At 58.5% G+C, this 16,918-nt stretch carries 16 protein-coding genes and 1 tRNA gene; 10 read left to right on the forward strand and 7 right to left on the reverse strand.

The genetic code is table 11. The features are described 5' to 3' along the window. Positions 1-46: 46 nt before the first annotated feature. Positions 47-1,138: a helix-turn-helix transcriptional regulator gene (locus HNQ36_RS17895; RefSeq protein ID WP_062316949.1), complete on the forward strand. Its 1,092-nt coding sequence runs from the start codon at positions 47-49 to the stop codon at positions 1,136-1,138. 127 nt (positions 1,139-1,265) lie between these two features. Here HNQ36_RS17895 and HNQ36_RS17900 read toward each other — a convergent pair whose 3' ends face one another. Together HNQ36_RS17900 and HNQ36_RS17905 are read right to left on the reverse strand one after the other, a co-directional pair. Then, a complete protein-coding gene (locus tag HNQ36_RS17900) occupies positions 1,266-1,874 on the reverse strand; it encodes a hypothetical protein (protein WP_062316951.1) in 609 nt (202 codons plus the stop codon). A 934-nt stretch (positions 1,875-2,808) separates the two neighbouring features. Continuing rightward, positions 2,809-3,795 (reverse strand): helix-turn-helix transcriptional regulator, encoded by a 987-nt coding sequence (locus HNQ36_RS17905; protein WP_156449426.1) that lies wholly within the window; start codon positions 3,793-3,795, stop codon positions 2,809-2,811. A 1,075-nt stretch (positions 3,796-4,870) separates the two neighbouring features. Here HNQ36_RS17905 and HNQ36_RS17910 point away from each other — a divergent pair. The 3 genes from HNQ36_RS17910 (at position 4,871) to HNQ36_RS17920 (ending at position 6,050) form a co-directional block, all read left to right on the forward strand. Beyond that, on the forward strand, positions 4,871-5,320 hold the full coding sequence (locus HNQ36_RS17910; RefSeq protein WP_184087774.1) for an Hsp20 family protein: 450 nt from the start codon (positions 4,871-4,873) through the stop codon (positions 5,318-5,320). 101 nt (positions 5,321-5,421) lie between these two features. Then, positions 5,422-5,760: a hypothetical protein gene (locus HNQ36_RS17915; protein ID WP_184087199.1), complete on the forward strand. Its 339-nt coding sequence runs from the start codon at positions 5,422-5,424 to the stop codon at positions 5,758-5,760. 53 nt (positions 5,761-5,813) lie between these two features. Beyond that, entirely contained in the window at positions 5,814-6,050 is a 237-nt protein-coding gene (locus HNQ36_RS17920) for a hypothetical protein (protein WP_246395429.1), read from the forward strand. Between the two features lie 745 nt (positions 6,051-6,795). On the opposite strand, the gene HNQ36_RS17925 is transcribed toward HNQ36_RS17920, so the two are convergent. Further along, positions 6,796-6,870: transfer RNA gene (locus HNQ36_RS17925), tRNA-Gln, on the reverse strand. Between the two features lie 514 nt (positions 6,871-7,384). On the opposite strand from HNQ36_RS17925, the gene HNQ36_RS17930 reads away from it, so the two are divergent. Beyond that, positions 7,385-9,169 (forward strand): acyl-CoA dehydrogenase family protein, encoded by a 1,785-nt coding sequence (locus tag HNQ36_RS17930; RefSeq protein ID WP_184087201.1) that lies wholly within the window; start codon positions 7,385-7,387, stop codon positions 9,167-9,169. A 6-nt stretch (positions 9,170-9,175) separates the two neighbouring features. Here the strand turns inward: HNQ36_RS17930 and HNQ36_RS17935 are convergent, their stop codons facing one another. The 3 genes from HNQ36_RS17935 to HNQ36_RS17945 are packed head-to-tail and all read right to left on the reverse strand — an operon-like array spanning position 9,176 to position 10,777. After that, positions 9,176-10,147 carry an NAD(P)H-dependent flavin oxidoreductase gene (locus HNQ36_RS17935; protein ID WP_184087203.1) on the reverse strand — a complete coding sequence of 324 codons (972 nt, stop codon included), beginning with the start codon at positions 10,145-10,147 and terminating at the stop codon, positions 9,176-9,178. Between the two features lie 8 nt (positions 10,148-10,155). Then, a complete protein-coding gene (locus HNQ36_RS17940; RefSeq protein ID WP_184087205.1) occupies positions 10,156-10,374 on the reverse strand; it encodes a tautomerase family protein in 219 nt (72 codons plus the stop codon). A gap of 28 nt (positions 10,375-10,402) precedes the next feature. Further along, positions 10,403-10,777, reverse strand: a complete 375-nt coding sequence (locus HNQ36_RS17945; RefSeq protein ID WP_184087207.1) for a nuclear transport factor 2 family protein — start codon at positions 10,775-10,777, stop codon at positions 10,403-10,405. 152 nt (positions 10,778-10,929) lie between these two features. Between HNQ36_RS17945 and HNQ36_RS17950 the strand changes: the two genes are divergently transcribed. Then, positions 10,930-11,331 (forward strand): winged helix-turn-helix transcriptional regulator, encoded by a 402-nt coding sequence (locus HNQ36_RS17950; RefSeq protein WP_184087209.1) that lies wholly within the window; start codon positions 10,930-10,932, stop codon positions 11,329-11,331. Positions 11,332-11,347: 16 nt separating this feature from the next. Here the strand turns inward: HNQ36_RS17950 and HNQ36_RS17955 are convergent, their stop codons facing one another. Next, positions 11,348-12,295, reverse strand: coding sequence for a ring-cleaving dioxygenase (locus HNQ36_RS17955; protein ID WP_184087211.1), 948 nt, complete (start codon positions 12,293-12,295; stop codon positions 11,348-11,350). A 136-nt stretch (positions 12,296-12,431) separates the two neighbouring features. On the opposite strand from HNQ36_RS17955, the gene HNQ36_RS17960 reads away from it, so the two are divergent. From HNQ36_RS17960 to dxs, 4 genes are all read left to right on the forward strand, one after another. Further along, a complete protein-coding gene (locus tag HNQ36_RS17960) occupies positions 12,432-13,196 on the forward strand; it encodes a crotonase/enoyl-CoA hydratase family protein (protein ID WP_184087213.1) in 765 nt (254 codons plus the stop codon). A 138-nt stretch (positions 13,197-13,334) separates the two neighbouring features. Next, positions 13,335-14,264, forward strand: coding sequence for a histone deacetylase family protein (locus HNQ36_RS17965; protein WP_184087215.1), 930 nt, complete (start codon positions 13,335-13,337; stop codon positions 14,262-14,264). A 200-nt stretch (positions 14,265-14,464) separates the two neighbouring features. Beyond that, positions 14,465-14,716, forward strand: a complete 252-nt coding sequence (locus tag HNQ36_RS17970; RefSeq protein WP_184087217.1) for an exodeoxyribonuclease VII small subunit — start codon at positions 14,465-14,467, stop codon at positions 14,714-14,716. Between the two features lie 258 nt (positions 14,717-14,974). After that, the gene (gene dxs, locus HNQ36_RS17975; protein WP_184087219.1) at positions 14,975-16,909 is read left to right on the forward strand and encodes a 1-deoxy-D-xylulose-5-phosphate synthase; all 1,935 of its coding nucleotides are present in this window, start codon (positions 14,975-14,977) and stop codon (positions 16,907-16,909) included. Positions 16,910-16,918 lie beyond the last annotated feature (9 nt).

Raw genomic sequence — 16,918 nt, forward strand, 5'->3', positions numbered from 1 at the left:
GAGGCTCAGATTCTTGCCACTTAATTGATCTGGCGGGAGTTTTGAGATGCGCCCGGCGTTCGATCTGGAAAAGATGTCTGCGGCCCTCGCTTCAGCGGCACTGGACTCATCGCGCTGGGTCGAAGCTATGGAAACTGTAGCGACTTCCACCGGATCCTTCGGCGCTGCGATGTTTCCAGTCGTTGGACCACTGCCCTTTGTTCCGGCCAGCCGATCGCTCGAACGTTCATTCGAGGCTTACATCGATGCCGGCTGGATTCACAGAGATGAACGATACCGGGGTGCCGACAAGCTGATACACAACGGCATCTATACCGATTTCGATTTCATGTCCGAGCAGGAGATGAAAAAGCACCCTTATTATCAGGAATTCCTGGCTCCCCTCCGCTTGCAAGGGTTCGCCGGTATAAAGATCGGTAGCGGCAAGAACGTATACTGTATTTCGATACAACGCTCTTTTGAGCAAGGCCTGTTTTCAAGTACTGAACTTCGCAGCCTGCAACGTCTCTCTTCTGTCTTGGACAGTGTTGCAGCAACGGCTGAAGCCTTGGCATTCGCACGTGGAGAAGCTGCGTTATCATCATTCGATATAGCGAGTACCGCAGCTCTGTTGCTGGATCGCAAGGGAGACGTTGTTCGGCTGAACGTCGCGGCCGAGAAACTAACTGTTTCCGACCTTCAGATCGTAAACCGAAAATTGGTGTCGTGGGATCGTGAAGCCAATCGTCGGCTGGATGATGCAATAAAGCAGTTAATTTGGACACGAAGGGCGACGTCGGTTCGACCCATTATTTTTCCTCGCGTGGGTCGCAGCCCCATCGTTATTTACGGAGTGCGAACGGCCGACCTTACGGACACTCCATTCTCAAGATTCAACGCCATTCTGGTTCTGGCCGACCCCGATTCTCGGCCCCGCCCCGCCGCGGAGACCTTGCAGGCTGTGTTTGGCCTGACGCCAGCGGAAGCCCGATTGGCCGATGGCTTGGTTTCCGGTGGTGACCTGAATTCGGAAGCCGAGAGGCTCAAGCTTTCACGGGAAACGGTTCGAAACCAGCTAAAATCCATTTTTGCAAAAACCGGAACACATCGGCAATCCGATCTGGTGGCAATGCTTTCACGCCTGCTTTCCGGTAAATAGATGCCGGATCAATCCTGCTCAGATACGTGACACCAGAACTGCTTTCTATCTGTGCCCGCCTTTAGCCCATTTGGGTCATTCCAGAACAAGCCGGTGTCTGTGACCTTACAAGAGTATCAAACATGCACTAAAACGGCGCTGAAGTTCCGCCATTCTCCTTTATCAGAAACGAGATTGCATTAGCGATTCGGCGCGCTGTTTGCTCGTCGCAAAAATCATAGATTTCATGCGTTGTATTCTTTTTCCTCTGTCCTAGATCTTTGTCCTTGTAGTCTTTCTGGCTTTTGAAACACGCGCCCACCCGACATTGCAGTCGCAGTTCTGTCCAGCCTCTGACAGAGTCTTTCGATATACCAATATTAGGGTCGAGATCTTTAAATGCGCTCTCTGATTTGTACTCGTAGCTGTTATCAAATTTAACATCGTTGAATACATTGCGAAATTTGACAGTCACCTTCTCGACGACGCTCCATGTTTCCGAATTTCCCACAAACGCATTTGTTTTTGCCAAAAGACCAGAAAGCTGTGGGTTTGGGGGCCGTTTGTCGAATACATCGATCGGCGGATTGCATTTAACAAAATCAGTCAGAAAAGCCGCCGCTTCTGAGGCGGTTTGTGCTTTCGATGGTGGCGCAACAAAACCGAAGCTAAATAGAATCGCTGAATAGAAAAATGCCTGCTTAATCACCGAGCTATCAAGAATTAGCGCGCACGACACAAGTTTACGGAATTGCATATCGTACACCTAAGGCAACATGTGGCGATTCGTAGTTTATGCGAGGAACAAAATTGTGTACGTCATAGCGCTTCTGTTGAGATGACTAAGCGCAAATGGCAATCACAGTTGTATTCGTCGCAATATCAATTGCTGCAGTTTCTATAACAATTTCGCGAAACATCAGAGGCCTCACGAATACATGCCGCGCGTGAATCAGCCGTACTGCGCGAAGAGCAGTCGCGCTGTGCGGCAGAGTATTGAACTGAGCATTGATTGCAGGCGCTTGGTCCCGGCCCAGCACCTGCACGTTCATGTGGCCTTTGTGCATATGCAGCCTGAGGCACCGCAACCAAAAGACCAAAAGCCATAGCGAATACGATGTGGCATAACATCTTCATCATAAGACCTTTCTCAGCGGACGAACCTCAAGGGATGGAATGTCGCCGGCGTCTCTAGCAAGTTAGAAATTGGAGTATCAAAGCGAGCTTGATGACTTGGCAAAGCAATTATCTAGTTGCACAAGGCGACGCCCTGCCACCTTCCCACTCGCATTGGCACTGAGGCCGTTGGCTGCAACAGCCTGTTGGTCCACAGGTTTGCGCCATCTTCGTTAACGTAAGACCGAAGTACGGACGAGGCGGGTCTGGAGATTCTTGCCACGGCGAAAACTTAGGCTGATCCGCCATTGCGGCCGTGATGCCGATAAGAAGCATTACAGTACAGATCGATATCGACCTTGTCATTTTTCATCTCCGTTGTCAGTGCGTTACGGCGGTTAGGATCAGACCGATATAAACGCTGCGCAGGTCATCATTCCCGACTCTTAGCGAGAAATCGACCAAGCGCATGACCCAGACGGGTCATGCCTCGAAGTTTCTGACGTCTTTAAATGCTAAGTGAGAGAGCGATGCGATCTCGGACTACAAAGAAATCACGGAACTAACTTTGCGGCTCAAGATTGCAGCGAGCGTGGCACTGCAATCCCGTTGAGCAAGGCCGCCAAGTCACTTTGCCGCGAGAGACCAGTCTTCGCTAGAATGCCCTTGAGTTGATTACGCACGGTTTCGCGCGATATCATTCGCGTTTGAGCTATCGTATTGATAGTCTCGCCACTTGCAATGCCTCGAGCAATACGGGCCTCTGCAGGAGTGAGGTCAAATAATCCTGACAACACCTCGGCATTTGGTACGACGCCACGATCGACAGGTGTCACGACAAGAAGGCCGGACCCACGTGAGAACACGTCCTGAGCCGCGCGCCGCACAGGAAGAAGATGCACGATCATCGCAGGAGTGCCATTATTTGCAGGAATGGGAATCGAACGTGTAATATTCTCATTCAAATCAACAGCAGTTAAATTCTCAACTGCTGTCGCATAGAGCGCATCGGCCGCTGAATTAGACAGCTTCAGACGAGCGTGACTGTCTTGAAAGATGTCCGGAATCATGCGCTCCAGCAACAAATTTGCGGCGTAGAGTCGACCTCTTCCTCTCAGAACGGCGGCAGGCAAGCCAATGACGGCCAATGCATCGGCCATCGCCCGTGCGCGTTCAAGGCCGAGTCGGGCCGACAGAAGCGCTGCGCGGGACAGATGCGGCCCAAAGACATCGAGACGGTGGATCATGTCCATTTCAAATGGACCACGAGTGTAATTCCGCTCGATAGCCACGATAAGAGTTTCACCGCTCGGCGGACGAACGCAAGTACCAGAAACCCATCCATAACCTCGGGGGCGCATAAAATCGCGATAGAATGGGTCGTGATCCATTTCCTCGCTAGTGAACATGTCCGAGTCGGTGCAAAAGCCGGGGTTGGCAAGCCGCGCTCGCCTCTCAATTCGGGTGTTGAGGTTGGGTTGCCCTAACTTCACATAGGCGCCAATTAGCTCATTCGCTGCTGAAGTACCCACCCAACTGAGATCGCCGTTCTTTTCGACCAATAAACTCGCGAAAGCTGCGTCGCCTTTTTTTTGTCAGTATTTCGAGGACGCGTAGCCAGCCCTGTGGAATGACAGCCGCTTCGTAGATCAAATCGATGAGATCTCCGTCCAACATACATTGCTCTATCGGCTACCGAAGACTGTCATTGTACTCAGTGCTGAGAGAATGATCGGTTTCCCCCGAAATCTGGTGCCAGACAGCAAAGAAAAATCCATGTCCTATGCACGACCGGGGTGGCGGACTGGCGTTCAAAACACCGCCTAAGAAATGTTCAGATTATCGCGGAAAAGTAACAGAGCAAACGATCGCCGCAATAGCGACAACCACACTCAAATTCGCGCGAAGTGAGCAGTCTTCACGGCGCAAGGACGGAGCGGAAAGCAACTTGCAGTGAGATCGTCCTCCGAAGGGCGCTGAATCACGCCGTATGACTAAGCCATTTCTGCCTCCATCCACTGCCATCCCTACCGCGCAGTGGTTTTATTCTCCGGTCTCTGAGGCGAGTCTCCAGAAAACGGGAATTCTTCAATGGTTAGGTGGAGACTAAGGGCCAATTTCGGAAGGTGATGGTTCGACTTCCGTCTCTGTAGAGACTCAGCATGCACGAAAAGCCCGCTATTGGCAGGCCTTTCTCACGCAAAAAAGGAAATTCTCCGAAAACGAGACTGGCTGGCTGTCCTGGGAGGATTCGAACTGCCACATTCCCAATGGCAAACCCCCCTTTGATTTATCAAGAGAATTTTGCATTTTTTTGCGAGTTTTGGGCCCAGAGACTTTTGCACCCAGCGGATGCTGAACCGAAACTATGCACCCCGCTTTAGCGGCATGTGCCGCCGCCTGTCTGCGCGACGGCGTTACTGTCTAGATCGCCGGTGGTGGATGCGAGCAGACCTTCTCCCGTTAACCAGCCCGTTTACTCCAATTTTTTTTGACCGAAGCTTGAAACCCGCAGCCGCTTTTCTAATTTTTATCCTGCCGATACGGCCCGGAAGCCCTTTGGGTTCCGGCGGAGACGGGCTCCGATCGTGTTCGGCGGCCCGCTTGTAACCATCTTGCTCAATGGAGGATTTGGCTATGAGAACTGCATTTGACGTCACCCCGCTCTGGCGGTCTTCGGTCGGGTTCGATCGTCTCTTTGACCTCTTGGATGCTGCGCAGCAGCAGTCGGAGGCTCATTATCCGCACTACAACATCGAAAAATTGGGAGAAGATCGATACCAAGTATCGCTCGCGCTGGCAGGATTTCGGCCGGACGAGATCAACGTCACGGCCGAGCAAAATGTGCTGACGGTCGAAGGACGCAAGACTGACGAGAAGCGCGAGTATCTCTATCAGGGGATTTCCGAGCGGCACTTCCGCCGGCAGTTCAACCTCGCCGATTACGTACAGGTAAGGAACGCGACCTTTGATAATGGCCTGTTGCGTATCGAATTGGTCAGGGAAATCCCGGAAGCGATGAAGCCTCGTCGAATCGCGATTGATGGACAAAGCAACGTCCAACGTATCGATAGCAAGGCTGCCTAAGACCGCCGCGCTGGCGGACCGCATAGCTTCCGTCGGCTTAGATGTCGGCGGAAGCCGTGCGTCAATTACGAAACAGGAAGGAGTAAAAAGGAGAGACGACCATGAGTTCAGTTGATCGCAACTTGAACATGGATATTCATGCTAGCTCGCTTTTGGCCGCAACGTTTAGCCAGCCCTCCGAGGTGCTGATGAACAGGAACCTTTCGCTGATGGAAAAGCGATGCGTGCTCGCTGCATGGGCATCAGACGCGTTCGCAGTCAGAAACAATCCTTGGCTTCGCGAACTTCCAGGTTCTGCCAATCCCGTGCCTGTGAAGGACATCCTGGCCGCCTTGCGTCAGCTTGATGATGGTGATGACAGCGGCCCTCCTCCCCTGCATGGAGGCGCCGCGCTTCGTATGCCGATGCTTGAGGAGCCAGCGGCAGCTGTTGGCATTTAGGTCGAAGCGGAGCCTGCGCTCGTCTAGGCTCCGTTTTCTACAAGGAAAAACCTATGAAGGATATCGTGTCCACTATGGCGATTGACGAAAAGCTCGCCGGAATCCGCGCGCGTGCCGGCAATATTAGGCGATATCGGCGTTTGCTAAAGACAGAGCTTACCGATTTGGAACGCAACTTCATCTTAAAGCGGCTGTGCGAAGAGGAGACGGCTCTGACCGAACTAACCGAAGAGACGTTTCCTTTCCACCTTGGACCAAGAGCCCACAATGCATGGGTAACATCGATCTGATCGAGGAAAGCGATGGCTGGTCGCGTCGATGATTTCCTTAGTCGAGGCCATCAAAAAGTGATTGGCCATTATAAACACTTGCTTCGCCAAATCTTGCCCCGTCAGAAAAACAACTAATTGAGTCACGGCTGGCTGAGGGGAACTTCGCCTGGAAACGCTTATCGCGACCGCATTCAAAATGAGATCAGCGGGGTGACGGCGTTGATTTAAAGAAGTTGGACGACTGTGATCTTGGTCTGTGCCGCCAGCTTGCGCATCGGCGGCGAAGGCCAAACCAAGATCGGCCTGGCTGAGCATCCTTAACATCGAAGCGAACCAGAAGCGCACTTCGAAAACATCGTAATGAATACGGAACGCGAATTTAAAATATACCTTTGGTTCGGCTTGATATTTTTCACCGCGGCAAGTGACGAATCCACGCGGATCCTGCGTGATCTTTTCGATTCCAAATGTCCGAAATAGTGGCGCTACGAATCGTATAAAATGGTCTCTGCTTACGCGCTGTAGCCGTCTAAATTTATCCTTGCACTGCCACCCCCTACCAAGCAGTGGTTTTATTCTCCGGTCTCTTAGGCGAGTCTCCCAAAAACGGGAATTCTTCAATGGTTGAGTGGAGACTGGACCGCAATTTCGGAAGATAGTGGTTCGAATCCGGTCTCTGTGGAGACTCGGCATGCGTAAAAAGCCCGCCATTGGCGGGCCTTTCTGCACTGAAAAAATAATTTTCTATGAAAGCCGGACTGGTTGGCTGGGGCGGGAGGATTCGAACCTCCGCATGGGGGAATCAAAATCCCCTGCCTTACCACTTGGCGACGCCCCAATAGCGCTGAACGGTTTACGGCGAGGCCGGCCTGAGCCGTTTCGCGCCGTTCGTGTCCGGAGGTGGCGAGCGGATGTCCTTGACGGAAGTCATGCGCCGCACCGATTCACCGTGGCAGCGCAGGTCTTAGAGCATTTTCCGTCAAAGTGGAAACCCGGTTTTCAGTGGCAAAATGCAGCCAAACACAGCCGTTTTTCGCCACAACCGGCCGCCGCCCCGCTGGTAGCGATCTCCGAGCCCGAACAGTAAAGCCTCCGGCCGCTAGTCTGACAGAGAGCGACATTTCCCCAGGCGAAAGCCGCCAAGGGCTAGCGAAAATCGGCTTGTGCCGCAGTTGAGAGCCGGCCGTTTTCATGGGAAGACAGGGGGCGCCAGGCGGGACGGACAAGACCCGCCGGCGCGAGGAAAACTGACCACCTAACAACGAGTTGCAGGCGTTCATCCCGCCCCGGCCAATGGCCATGACGCGGAACGAGCGCCGCCCGAGGCCCTGCCCGAACAGCGAGATCATGCCATGACCTACCGCGCGCCGATCAACGACATGCTCCTCTCCCTCAATCACGGTGCCGGCCTTTTGGCCGCCGTGGAAGCAGGACATTATAATGGCTACGATCCGGAGTTCTCGGCCGCAGTGATCGAGGAAGCTGGCAAGTTCGCCACCGATGTACTCGATCCGCTGAATCAGACCGGTGATCGCGAAGGCATCAAGCTCACCGACAAGGGCGTCGTCACCGCGACCGGCTGGCCCGATGCCTACAAGCGCTGGTGCGATGGCGGCTGGAACGCGGTGTCCGGCTCGGAGGAATTCGGCGGACAGGGCCTGCCGCTCGCCGTGCATTCCGCCGTCAACGAAATCTGGAGCGCGGCGAATCTCGCTTTCGGCCTTTGCCCGCTGCTGACACTGAGCGCAATCGATGCGCTCGATGCGCACGGCTCGGAAGAGCTGAAGAAAATCTATCTCGCGAAACTGATCTCCGGCGAATGGCCGGGCTCGATGCAACTCACCGAACCGCAGGCCGGCACCGACGTCGGCGCGCTTCGCACCCGCGCGGAAAAACAGCCCGACGGCACGTATCGCCTGTTCGGCACGAAAATCTTCATCACCTACGGCGACCACGACATGAGCGACAACATCGTTCATTTCATTCTGGGGCGCCTGCCCGGTTCGCCTCCCGGCTCGAAGGGCATCACGCTGTTCCTGGCGCCGAAGTATCTCGTCAATGCCGACGGCTCGCTCGGCGCGCGCAACGACATTTACGCCAGCGGCATCGAGCACAAGCTCGGCATCCATGCTTCGCCGACCTGCACCATGACCATGGGCGACAAGGGCGGCACCATCGCCTGGCTCGTCGGCAAGGAAAATGGCGGCATGGCCGCGATGTTCACCATGATGAATCAGGCCCGCCTCGGCGTCGGCCTGCAGGGCGTCGGCCTCGCCGACCGCGCCTATCAGCGCGCGCTGGCCTATGCGCAGGAGCGCAAGCAGGGCAAGGCGCTGGGCAGCAAGGGCGACGGCTCCGACCCGATCATCATGTATCCGGACGTGAAGCGTAACCTGATGCTGATGCGCGGCATGACAGCGGCAGCGCGCACCATCTGCTACGCGACTGCAGTGGCCATCGATGTGTCGCATCGCGCCACCGATCCGAAGGTGAAGGCGAAGGCCGCGGCCCGCGGCGCACTGCTGACGCCGATGGCGAAGGCGTTCTCCTCCGACATCGGCAATGAAGTTGCCGCTATCGGCGTGCAGGTGCACGGCGGCATGGGCTTCATGGAAGAAACCGGCGCCGCACAATACGTTCGCGATGCGCGCATCCTCACCATCTATGAAGGCACCAATGGCGTGCAGGCCAACGACCTCGTGATGCGCAAGCTCGCGATGTCCGGCGGCGAAGCGGTATGGGATCTGCTTGGCGAACTGACCGCGATCGTCAAGAAGGTCGAAGCCTCCAACGATCCGGCCTTCGGGACCACCGGCGAAAAGTTGCGCGATGCGGTCGCTTCGGTGGAGCGCACCAGCAAATGGCTGCTGGAAAAGATCGCAAGCTCGCCTGCGGAAGCGCTGGCGGGCGCGACACCCTATCTGCGGATGTTCTCCACCACGCTTGGCGGCTGCATGCTGGCGAGCGAGGCGCTGGCGGCACGCACCGACGAAGCGCTGCAGAACGATGCGCAGCGTTACGTCACGCTGGCCCGGTTCTTCGCGGAGAATGTCACCGTGCAGTCCGGTGCGCTGGAACGCACAGTGGTGGACAGCGCCGGTGCGATCACCGGCGCGGATGCCGTGCTGGTGGCGTGATCCGCGCTATCGGCCTGACGTCGAGAAAGCCGGTCCGCGCCGCAACAGGTCTTCTGCCTGCGCAATCATCGCATTCATGATTGCGTCGGCAGGCTGTTGCGCCCGCACCAGATCGATCCCCTCGCCGACGATGACTGCGGAGATACTGGTATCGCCGGCGTCGCGCGCCTTGGCGTAGCGGGCCTGCTCCTGCGTCAGATTGCGGCCAAGCCCATCGAGATCGTCGGCCCATTGCCGCGTAAAATCGTTGGTCAGCGTGCGGATCGTCCATTGCTCGGGCCAATCGATCCCGCGCGCGATATCGAACAACGAACCTCGCGTGGTGGCGTCGCCGTTGCCCGCAACGGCGTCCTTCTTGATGTTGGGGTGCGCCAGCGATTCATCGGCGACCACAAAGGCCGTACCGCAAAGCACGCCCGCCGCGCCCAGCATCAACGCTGCCGCAAGGCCCCGACCGTCGGCGATCCCGCCGGCCGCGACGACAGGAATATCACCGACCGCATCGACCACTGCCGGGACCAATGGCATGGTCGCGCGCATGCTGCCGTGACCGCCGGCTTCCGTTCCCTGCGCAATGATCACATCGGCGCCCTCGCCGGCGGCGCGGCGCGCCTGCTCGACCGACTGCACCTGCGCGATCAGCGGCAGGTTGGCGCGCTTCACCGGCGCGGCGAAACCTCCGAGCTCGCCGAATGACAGAAAGATCGCCTTCGGCTGCTGATCGATCACCCTGTTCAGAACGTCCGGATTTCGCTCCAGCGCCCAGGTGATGAACCCGACGCCCACCTGTGTATTGCCAGCCTCCTTCATCTCTTTCGCGATCCAGTCCGGATCGCAGTAGCCGCCGCCAATGAAGCCAAGCCCTCCGGCGTTGGTCACCGCAGCAGCGAGTTTGCCACCACTCACGCCCGCCATCGGCGCCAGCAGCACCGGCGCGGAAATTCCGAGTTTCTTTGTCAGTTCCGTCTCGATAGCCATATGCAATCCTATCTGGAAACGGAATCGCGTTGCTGACGCCGATAATCCTCAACGGGCATTCCGCCGATTCCCCAATCTTCCATCGCGACCTCGTCGATCACCACGAAGGTCGTCGCCGGACTCTTGTCGAGAACGCTCACGAGGAGATCGGTCACGCCTTTTATCAGGGCGGCCTTCTGCTGCGGGGTCACCCCCTCGCGCGTGATCTTGATATTAACGTAAGGCATCGGAGATTTCCTGATTTATTGCGCAATGCTATTTGCGGAGATCGAAATGGAAGACTTTCGCAATGATCTGCCAGCGGCCATCGAGCAACACGAAAGACAGAAAATCGGTAAAGTGTTTTGGACCGATGGCACACTCCGCACGAACGAAAGCGGTCACCGGTCCGGCAAACTCAATCGAAATGACACGGTCCGATCGCGGCTCGTTTCTGCTCGCCGGAGACTGACGCTGCTTCACCATCGGAAGGTATTGATCCATGCCGAGGCAAGTCAATGCTCCTTCGGTCGCACACGAATAGCGCGCCTCGGGATGAAAGACGTTCGACAACATCGATACGTCGCTTCGATAAAGCCCATCGAAATAGTCCGAAAGCACGGCACTGAGTGCAGCGTAACGCGAGTCCATGTTTTTCTCCCTTGCAAACCACATGCGTGAAACGTTGCGCGAGCGCGCAGGACTTCGCGCCAGAGGTAGCCAAGGAAGTTACCAAAGGAAACCCTGTAACTTGTGGTTACCGAGATTCTCAGGTATCCCGCTGGTAACCGGAGAAAGTCGCCATGTCGCTCAAAGTCCGAAAGAGCAAGGCTCCGCCGCCCCTGCCGTCCTGCCCGCTGACGGAATGCATGGCGCTTATTGGCGGCGCGTGGACGCCGAACATCATCTGGTATTTGAGCGCCGGGCCGCGGCGGTTCGGAGAATTGCGAACCGATATTCCGCCGGTGTCGGCAAAGGTGTTGACCGCGCGACTGCGCGAGCTCGAAACCAAGGGCGTCGTCACGCGCAAGGTGATGCCGACCTCGCCGCCGTCGGTCGAGTATGCGCTGACGCCGCTGGGCCGCGAGCTTGTGCCCGCGATCAACGCAATCGTCACAATTGGGCACAAGCTGAAAACGCGCACCGCCAAGGGTACGACCGCGATTAGCGGAGCAAACAAGCGGCGCGGGGCACGCGCGGCCTAAAGGGCCTCATCCTCGATCACGTGATCGGCTTCAACCCCGCCTCGATTTCCTTGCGGCGCGACTCGAGGAACGGCGGCAGCGCCAGTTTCTCGCCGAGAGTCTCCATCGGCTCATCGGTGGCAAAGCCCGGCCCGTCGGTCGCGATCTCGAACAGGATGCCGTTGGGCTCGCGGAAATAGAGACTGCGGAAATAGAAGCGGTCGATCTCGCCGCTGGAATGAACGCCGAACTCGGAAAGCCGCGCCGTCCAGGCGTGATACTGCTCTTCATCCGGCGTGCGGAATGCGACGTGATGCACCCCGCCCGCGCCCTGACGCGACGCCGGCAGATCCTTCTGCTCAAGCACATGCAGTTCGGCCGCAGGCCCGCCCTCGCCCATCGAAAACACCTCGATGCGATGTTCGCCGTCGGGCGAGGCGTAATCGCGCACGCGTATCATGTTCATGACGTCGCTCAGCACCCGCGCGGTGCGCGCGAGATCCGGCACGTTCAGCACGATCGGGCCGAGACCGCGGATCTGATGCTCCGCTGGGACCGGACTTTTCTCCCACGGATGCGCTTCGCCGCGGCCGCCGTCATCGACCAGCACCAGCCGCTGGCCTTCGGGGTCCTCGAACGGCAGCGTCAGGCGGCCGTCGACCTCGGTGACCTTGCCGACATGCGCGCCGAGCTTGATCAGCCGGTCCTGCCAGAAGCCCAGCGCCTTTTCGCCGTTGACCCGCAACCCGGTGCGCGAGATGCTGCGGGTGCCGCGATGTTCCCGCGCCGCAGGCCAGTCGAAAAACGTCAGGTCGGTGCCCGGGTTGGCCTTCCCGTCCGCATAAAATAGATGGTAGGCGCTGACATCGTCCTGATTGACGGTCTTTTTGACCAACCGCATGCCCAGCACGCCGGTATAAAACGCCACATTGCCCTTGGCGTGCGCCGAAATCGCCGTCAGATGATGGATGCCGGTCAGTTGCATGGCAGCGTCCCTTTATGAAATTGGGCCGGAAATCGGCTGGCCAAGATTGCCGTTCTGGCCATGATGTAGGATGAACAATCTGGCAGCGCCAGCCATCTCCATGCTGCAGCGCCTTCACAATTTCCGGGGAACGACCATGACCGACCACGTAACTGTCACCGACGAGGATAGCGCGCGCATCATCACCATGCGGCGGCCCGACAAGAAGAACGCGTTGACGCAGGGCATGTACACAACGATGGCCGACGCGATCAATTCCGCGCAGTCCGATCCGGACATCCGCAGCATTGTGATCTCCGGTGGCGCTGGCGTGTTCACCGCGGGCAATGACCTTGAGGATTTCGCCAAAGCCAATACGTCGAACGACGACAGTTCGCGGCCGATGGCGGCGACCCTGTTTCTCAGGGCGCTCGCCGATAACGAGAAGCCGCTGATCGGCGCGGTCGACGGCATCGCCGTCGGCGTCGGCACCACCATGCTGTTTCATTGCGACTACGTTGTCGCGGGCTCCACCGCGACATTCTCGACGCCGTTCATCCATCTCGGTCTGGTTCCCGAAGCCGCCTCCAGCCTGCTCGCGCCGCGCGTGATGGGATATCAGCGCGCCTTTTCCATGCTGGTGATGGGCCGCACCGTCACGGCGGAGGAAGCCCGCGAGGCCGGTTTCGTCAACGCGGTGGTCGCGCCCGGGCATACCGAAGCCGAGGCGCGCAAGGTCGCGCGTGAAATCGGCTCGCTGCCGAAGGACGCGGTGGCGCTGACCCGCAAGCTGCTCAAGCCGGCGCGGGAAGATGTGCAGCGCAGGATGGACGAGGAATCGCACCATTTCGGCGAGCGGCTGAAATCCGACGAGGCGCGCAACGCCTTCAGCGCCTTTTTTGCGCGCAAGAAGAAGGCCTGAGCGCGGTTTATCGGCCGCCCGCATCCTCAGCTAATATCGAAGTCAAGGCGCAGATGCCCGGGACAAGCCCGGGCATGACGCGTTAATATAGGCCACTTGCAAGGAATCCCTTCGGCACCAGAAGAAAGACAACGGTCCATGCCGACACTGTACTATCACCACAAAGCAGGCCTGAACCATGTGACCGCGCCCGGCCACCCCGAGCGGCCGGATCGGCTGCGTGCGATCGAGGAAGGCTTGTCGGCGGATCACTTCAAGACACTGGTCCGCGTGGACGCGCCGGAAGCGGATCTCGATGTGGTCGCACTCTGCCATAGCAACGAATATATCGACGAGTTGCGCCACATCGCGCCGAAGGACGGCATCGTTTATCTCGACGGCGATACGTCGATGTCGCCGGGCACATTGGAAGCCGCACTGCGCGCCACCGGCGGTGCGGTTGCCGCCGTCGATGCGGTGATGAAGAACAAGCGCACCAATGCGTTTGTCGGCACCCGTCCGCCGGGGCATCACGCCGAAACGTCGCGGCCGATGGGCTTCTGCTTCTTCGACAGCGCTGCGATTGCCGCGCGCTACGCGCAGCGCAAGTACGGCATCACGCGCGCCTGCGTGGTCGACTTCGATGTCCATCACGGCAACGGCAGCCAGGAAATCTTCTGGGCCGATCCGACCGTGATGTACGCCTCCACCCATCAGATGCCGCTGTTTCCAGGCACCGGCAGCATGCAGGAGCGCGGCGATCAGGACACCATCGTCAACGCGCCGCTGCGCGCCGGCAACGGCAGCCGCGAATTTCGCGAAGCCTTCGATCTTGCTATTCTCCCCCGACTGGAAGCCTTCGAGCCCGAACTGATTGTGATTTCGGCGGGCTTCGATGCGCACTGGCGCGATCCGCTCGGCAGTCTCGAATTGCGCGAAGAAGATTTCGCCTGGGTCACGCGCAAGCTGATGGAAATCGCCGACAAGTCGGCCGAGGGGCGGATCGTCTCCGTGCTGGAAGGCGGCTACGACCTGCAGGGCTTGCGGGATTCGGTCGCCGTTCACGTCGCCGCGCTGATGAACAACTAGCATTGATTTCATCATTGCGAGGAGCGCTTGCGACGAAGCAATCCAGTCTTGCTGTTGCTCTGGATTGCTTCGCTTGGCTCGCAATGACGAGAGGCGGCCCTCTTCCCCCACCGCCGCAAATCGCGCTAGATTGCCGCCACATTGCGCCCGCAAATCGCTTCTAGATTCCGCAGCGCTATCACCGATTCAGGACTCGCATCATGACCGACACTCCCCATGCGGACGTCAAGAAGCTCAGCTTCGAACGCGCAATCGAGGAATTGGAAACGATCGTGAAGCGCCTCGAGGACGGCAAGGTGCCGCTCGAGGAATCGGTCGCGATCTATGAGCGCGGCGAAAGCCTCAAGCGCCGCTGCGAGGAACTGTTGCGTCAGGCCGAAGCGCGCGTCGACAAGATCACCACCGATGCGTCCGGTCAGGCTGCCGGCACCGAACCGCTCGACGTTCAGTAAGTTCGCACAGCACCAAGCTGTCGCTGTTTCGCGCAATCTCACTCTCTCCCCCGCGAAGCGGGAACCATCGGCAGCTCAATTTCGAGCTCTAAACAGTCATTTCCCGGCCCCTTATGCCCGAAAAGTGAGACTTTTCGCGCCTGCCTAACGGATTGGCATTGTTTTGGAATTGGTATAAGTCACGGGTCCGTTTCGGACCTTTCTGAGCATTTTGCGTGCCGGGCCGGGCGCCCTCAAAATCATTGCGGATAAATTGAAGTGTCAAATTCGAGCAAGACTCCTCTCCTCGACGCGGCGCCGACGCCCGACCTGCTGCGCAAGCTCAAGCCCGAGCAACTGCGCCAGTTCGCCGACGAACTGCGGATCGAGACCATCGACGCAGTATCGGTGACCGGCGGTCATTTCGGCGCGGGCCTCGGCGTTGTCGAACTGACCACCGCGCTTCATTATGTGTTCAACACGCCCGCCGACCGCATCATCTGGGACGTTGGCCATCAGGCCTATCCGCACAAAATTCTCACCGGCCGCCGCGACCGCATCCGCACGCTGCGCACCGGAGGCGGCCTGTCCGGCTTCACCAAGCGCGCCGAAAGCGAATACGATCCGTTCGGCGCCGCGCATTCCTCGACATCGATTTCGGCCGGCCTCGGCATGGCCGTGGCGCGCGATCTCACCGGCGGCAAGAACAACGTCATCGCCGTGATCGGCGACGGCTCGATGTCCGCCGGCATGGCCTATGAAGCGATGAACAATGCCGGCGCGATGCATTCGCGCCTGATCGTCATCCTCAACGACAACGACATGTCGATCGCACCGCCGGTCGGCGCGATGTCGGCCTATCTCGCGCGCCTGCTGTCGGGAAAGACCTACGCCTCCGCCCGCGAAGCGCTGAAGAATCTTGCGCACAAGCTGCCGAAGTTCTTCGAGGACCGCGCGTTGCGCGCCGAAGAATACGCGCGCGGCATGGTGACCGGCGGCACGCTGTTCGAAGAACTCGGCTTCTTCTATGTCGGCCCGATCGACGGCCACAATCTCGATCACCTGCTTCCTGTGCTGCAGAATGTGCGCGATGCGGAAAAGGGGCCGATCCTCGTTCATGTCGTGACTCAAAAAGGCAAAGGCTACGGGCCGGCAGAAGCCGCCGCCGACAAGTATCACGCCGTCGCGAAGTTCGATGTCGCCACCGGCGCGCAGGTCAAGGCGAAGTCCAATGCACCGGCCTACACCAACGTGTTCGGCCAGAGCCTGATCAAGGAAGCTCAGAAGGACGACAAGATCGTCGCCATCACCGCGGCGATGCCGGGCGGCACCGGCGTCGACATGTTCGCCAAGGCCTTCCCGAAGCGCACCTTCGATGTCGGCATTGCCGAGCAGCATGCGGTGACGTTCGCAGCCGGCCTCGCCACCGAGGGCTTCAAGCCGTTCTGCGCGATCTATTCGACGTTCCTGCAGCGCGGCTACGATCAGGTCGTCCATGACGTGGCGATCCAGCACCTTCCGGTGCGCTTCGCCATCGACCGTGCCGGCCTCGTCGGCGCCGACGGCCCGACCCATGCCGGTTCGTTCGACAACGCCTATCTCGGCTGCCTCCCCGGCTTCGTCATCATGGCGGCGGCGGATGAAGCCGATCTGGTGCACATGGTCGCCACGCAGGTTGCGATCGATGACGCGCCGAGCGCCCTGCGCTATCCGCGCGGCGAAGGCCGCGGCGTCGATATGCCGGAAGTCGGCGTGCCACTGCCGATCGGCAAGGGCCGCATCATGCGCCAAGCCGATAAGAAGGGCTCGAAGGTCGCGCTGCTGTCGTTCGGCGCGCGGCTCGGCGAATGTCTCAAGGCTGCCGATGAACTCGACACGCTCGGCTTGTCCACCACCGTCGCCGATGCGCGCTTCATGAAGCCGCTCGATCTCGACATGATCCTCAAGCTGGCGCGCGAGCATGACGTGCTCATCACCATCGAGGAAGGCTCGATCGGCGGATTCGGCACCCATGTGCTGCAGACGCTGGCCGATCATGGCGCGCTCGACGGCCATGTGCGCGTGCGTAACCTCGTGCTGCCGGATACCTTCATCGATCATGACTCGCCGGCGGCGATGTATGCGCAGGCCGGTCTCGACGCCAAGGGCATCGTCGCCAAGGTGTTCGAGGCGCTCGGCAAGGATATGAAGTCCGAAACGGTGAAGCTGGCCTGACGATTACAG

It is taken from the genome of Afipia massiliensis (assembly GCF_014203115.1).
In the GTDB taxonomy this organism is placed as follows: Bacteria; Pseudomonadota; Alphaproteobacteria; order Rhizobiales; family Xanthobacteraceae; genus Afipia; species Afipia massiliensis.

Excerpts from the sequence above, each read along its gene's own strand:
- HNQ36_RS17950 (WP_184087209.1), top strand. The coding sequence starts at position 10,930 with ATGTCGCTCAAAGTCCGAAAGAGCAAGGCTCCGCCGCCCCTGCCGTCC.
- HNQ36_RS17970 (WP_184087217.1), top strand. The coding sequence starts at position 14,465 with ATGACCGACACTCCCCATGCGGACGTCAAGAAGCTCAGCTTCGAACGC.
- HNQ36_RS17945 (WP_184087207.1), bottom strand. The coding sequence starts at position 10,777 with ATGGACTCGCGTTACGCTGCACTCAGTGCCGTGCTTTCGGACTATTTC.
- HNQ36_RS17900 (WP_062316951.1), bottom strand. The coding sequence starts at position 1,874 with ATGCAATTCCGTAAACTTGTGTCGTGCGCGCTAATTCTTGATAGCTCG.
- HNQ36_RS17895 (WP_062316949.1), top strand. The coding sequence starts at position 47 with ATGCGCCCGGCGTTCGATCTGGAAAAGATGTCTGCGGCCCTCGCTTCA.
- HNQ36_RS17955 (WP_184087211.1), bottom strand. The coding sequence starts at position 12,295 with ATGCAACTGACCGGCATCCATCATCTGACGGCGATTTCGGCGCACGCC.
- HNQ36_RS17960 (WP_184087213.1), top strand. The coding sequence starts at position 12,432 with ATGACCGACCACGTAACTGTCACCGACGAGGATAGCGCGCGCATCATC.
- HNQ36_RS17935 (WP_184087203.1), bottom strand. The coding sequence starts at position 10,147 with ATGGCTATCGAGACGGAACTGACAAAGAAACTCGGAATTTCCGCGCCG.
- HNQ36_RS17965 (WP_184087215.1), top strand. The coding sequence starts at position 13,335 with ATGCCGACACTGTACTATCACCACAAAGCAGGCCTGAACCATGTGACC.
- HNQ36_RS17920 (WP_246395429.1), top strand. The coding sequence starts at position 5,814 with ATGAAGGATATCGTGTCCACTATGGCGATTGACGAAAAGCTCGCCGGA.
- HNQ36_RS17930 (WP_184087201.1), top strand. The coding sequence starts at position 7,385 with ATGACCTACCGCGCGCCGATCAACGACATGCTCCTCTCCCTCAATCAC.
- HNQ36_RS17910 (WP_184087774.1), top strand. The coding sequence starts at position 4,871 with ATGAGAACTGCATTTGACGTCACCCCGCTCTGGCGGTCTTCGGTCGGG.
- HNQ36_RS17940 (WP_184087205.1), bottom strand. The coding sequence starts at position 10,374 with ATGCCTTACGTTAATATCAAGATCACGCGCGAGGGGGTGACCCCGCAG.
- HNQ36_RS17915 (WP_184087199.1), top strand. The coding sequence starts at position 5,422 with ATGAGTTCAGTTGATCGCAACTTGAACATGGATATTCATGCTAGCTCG.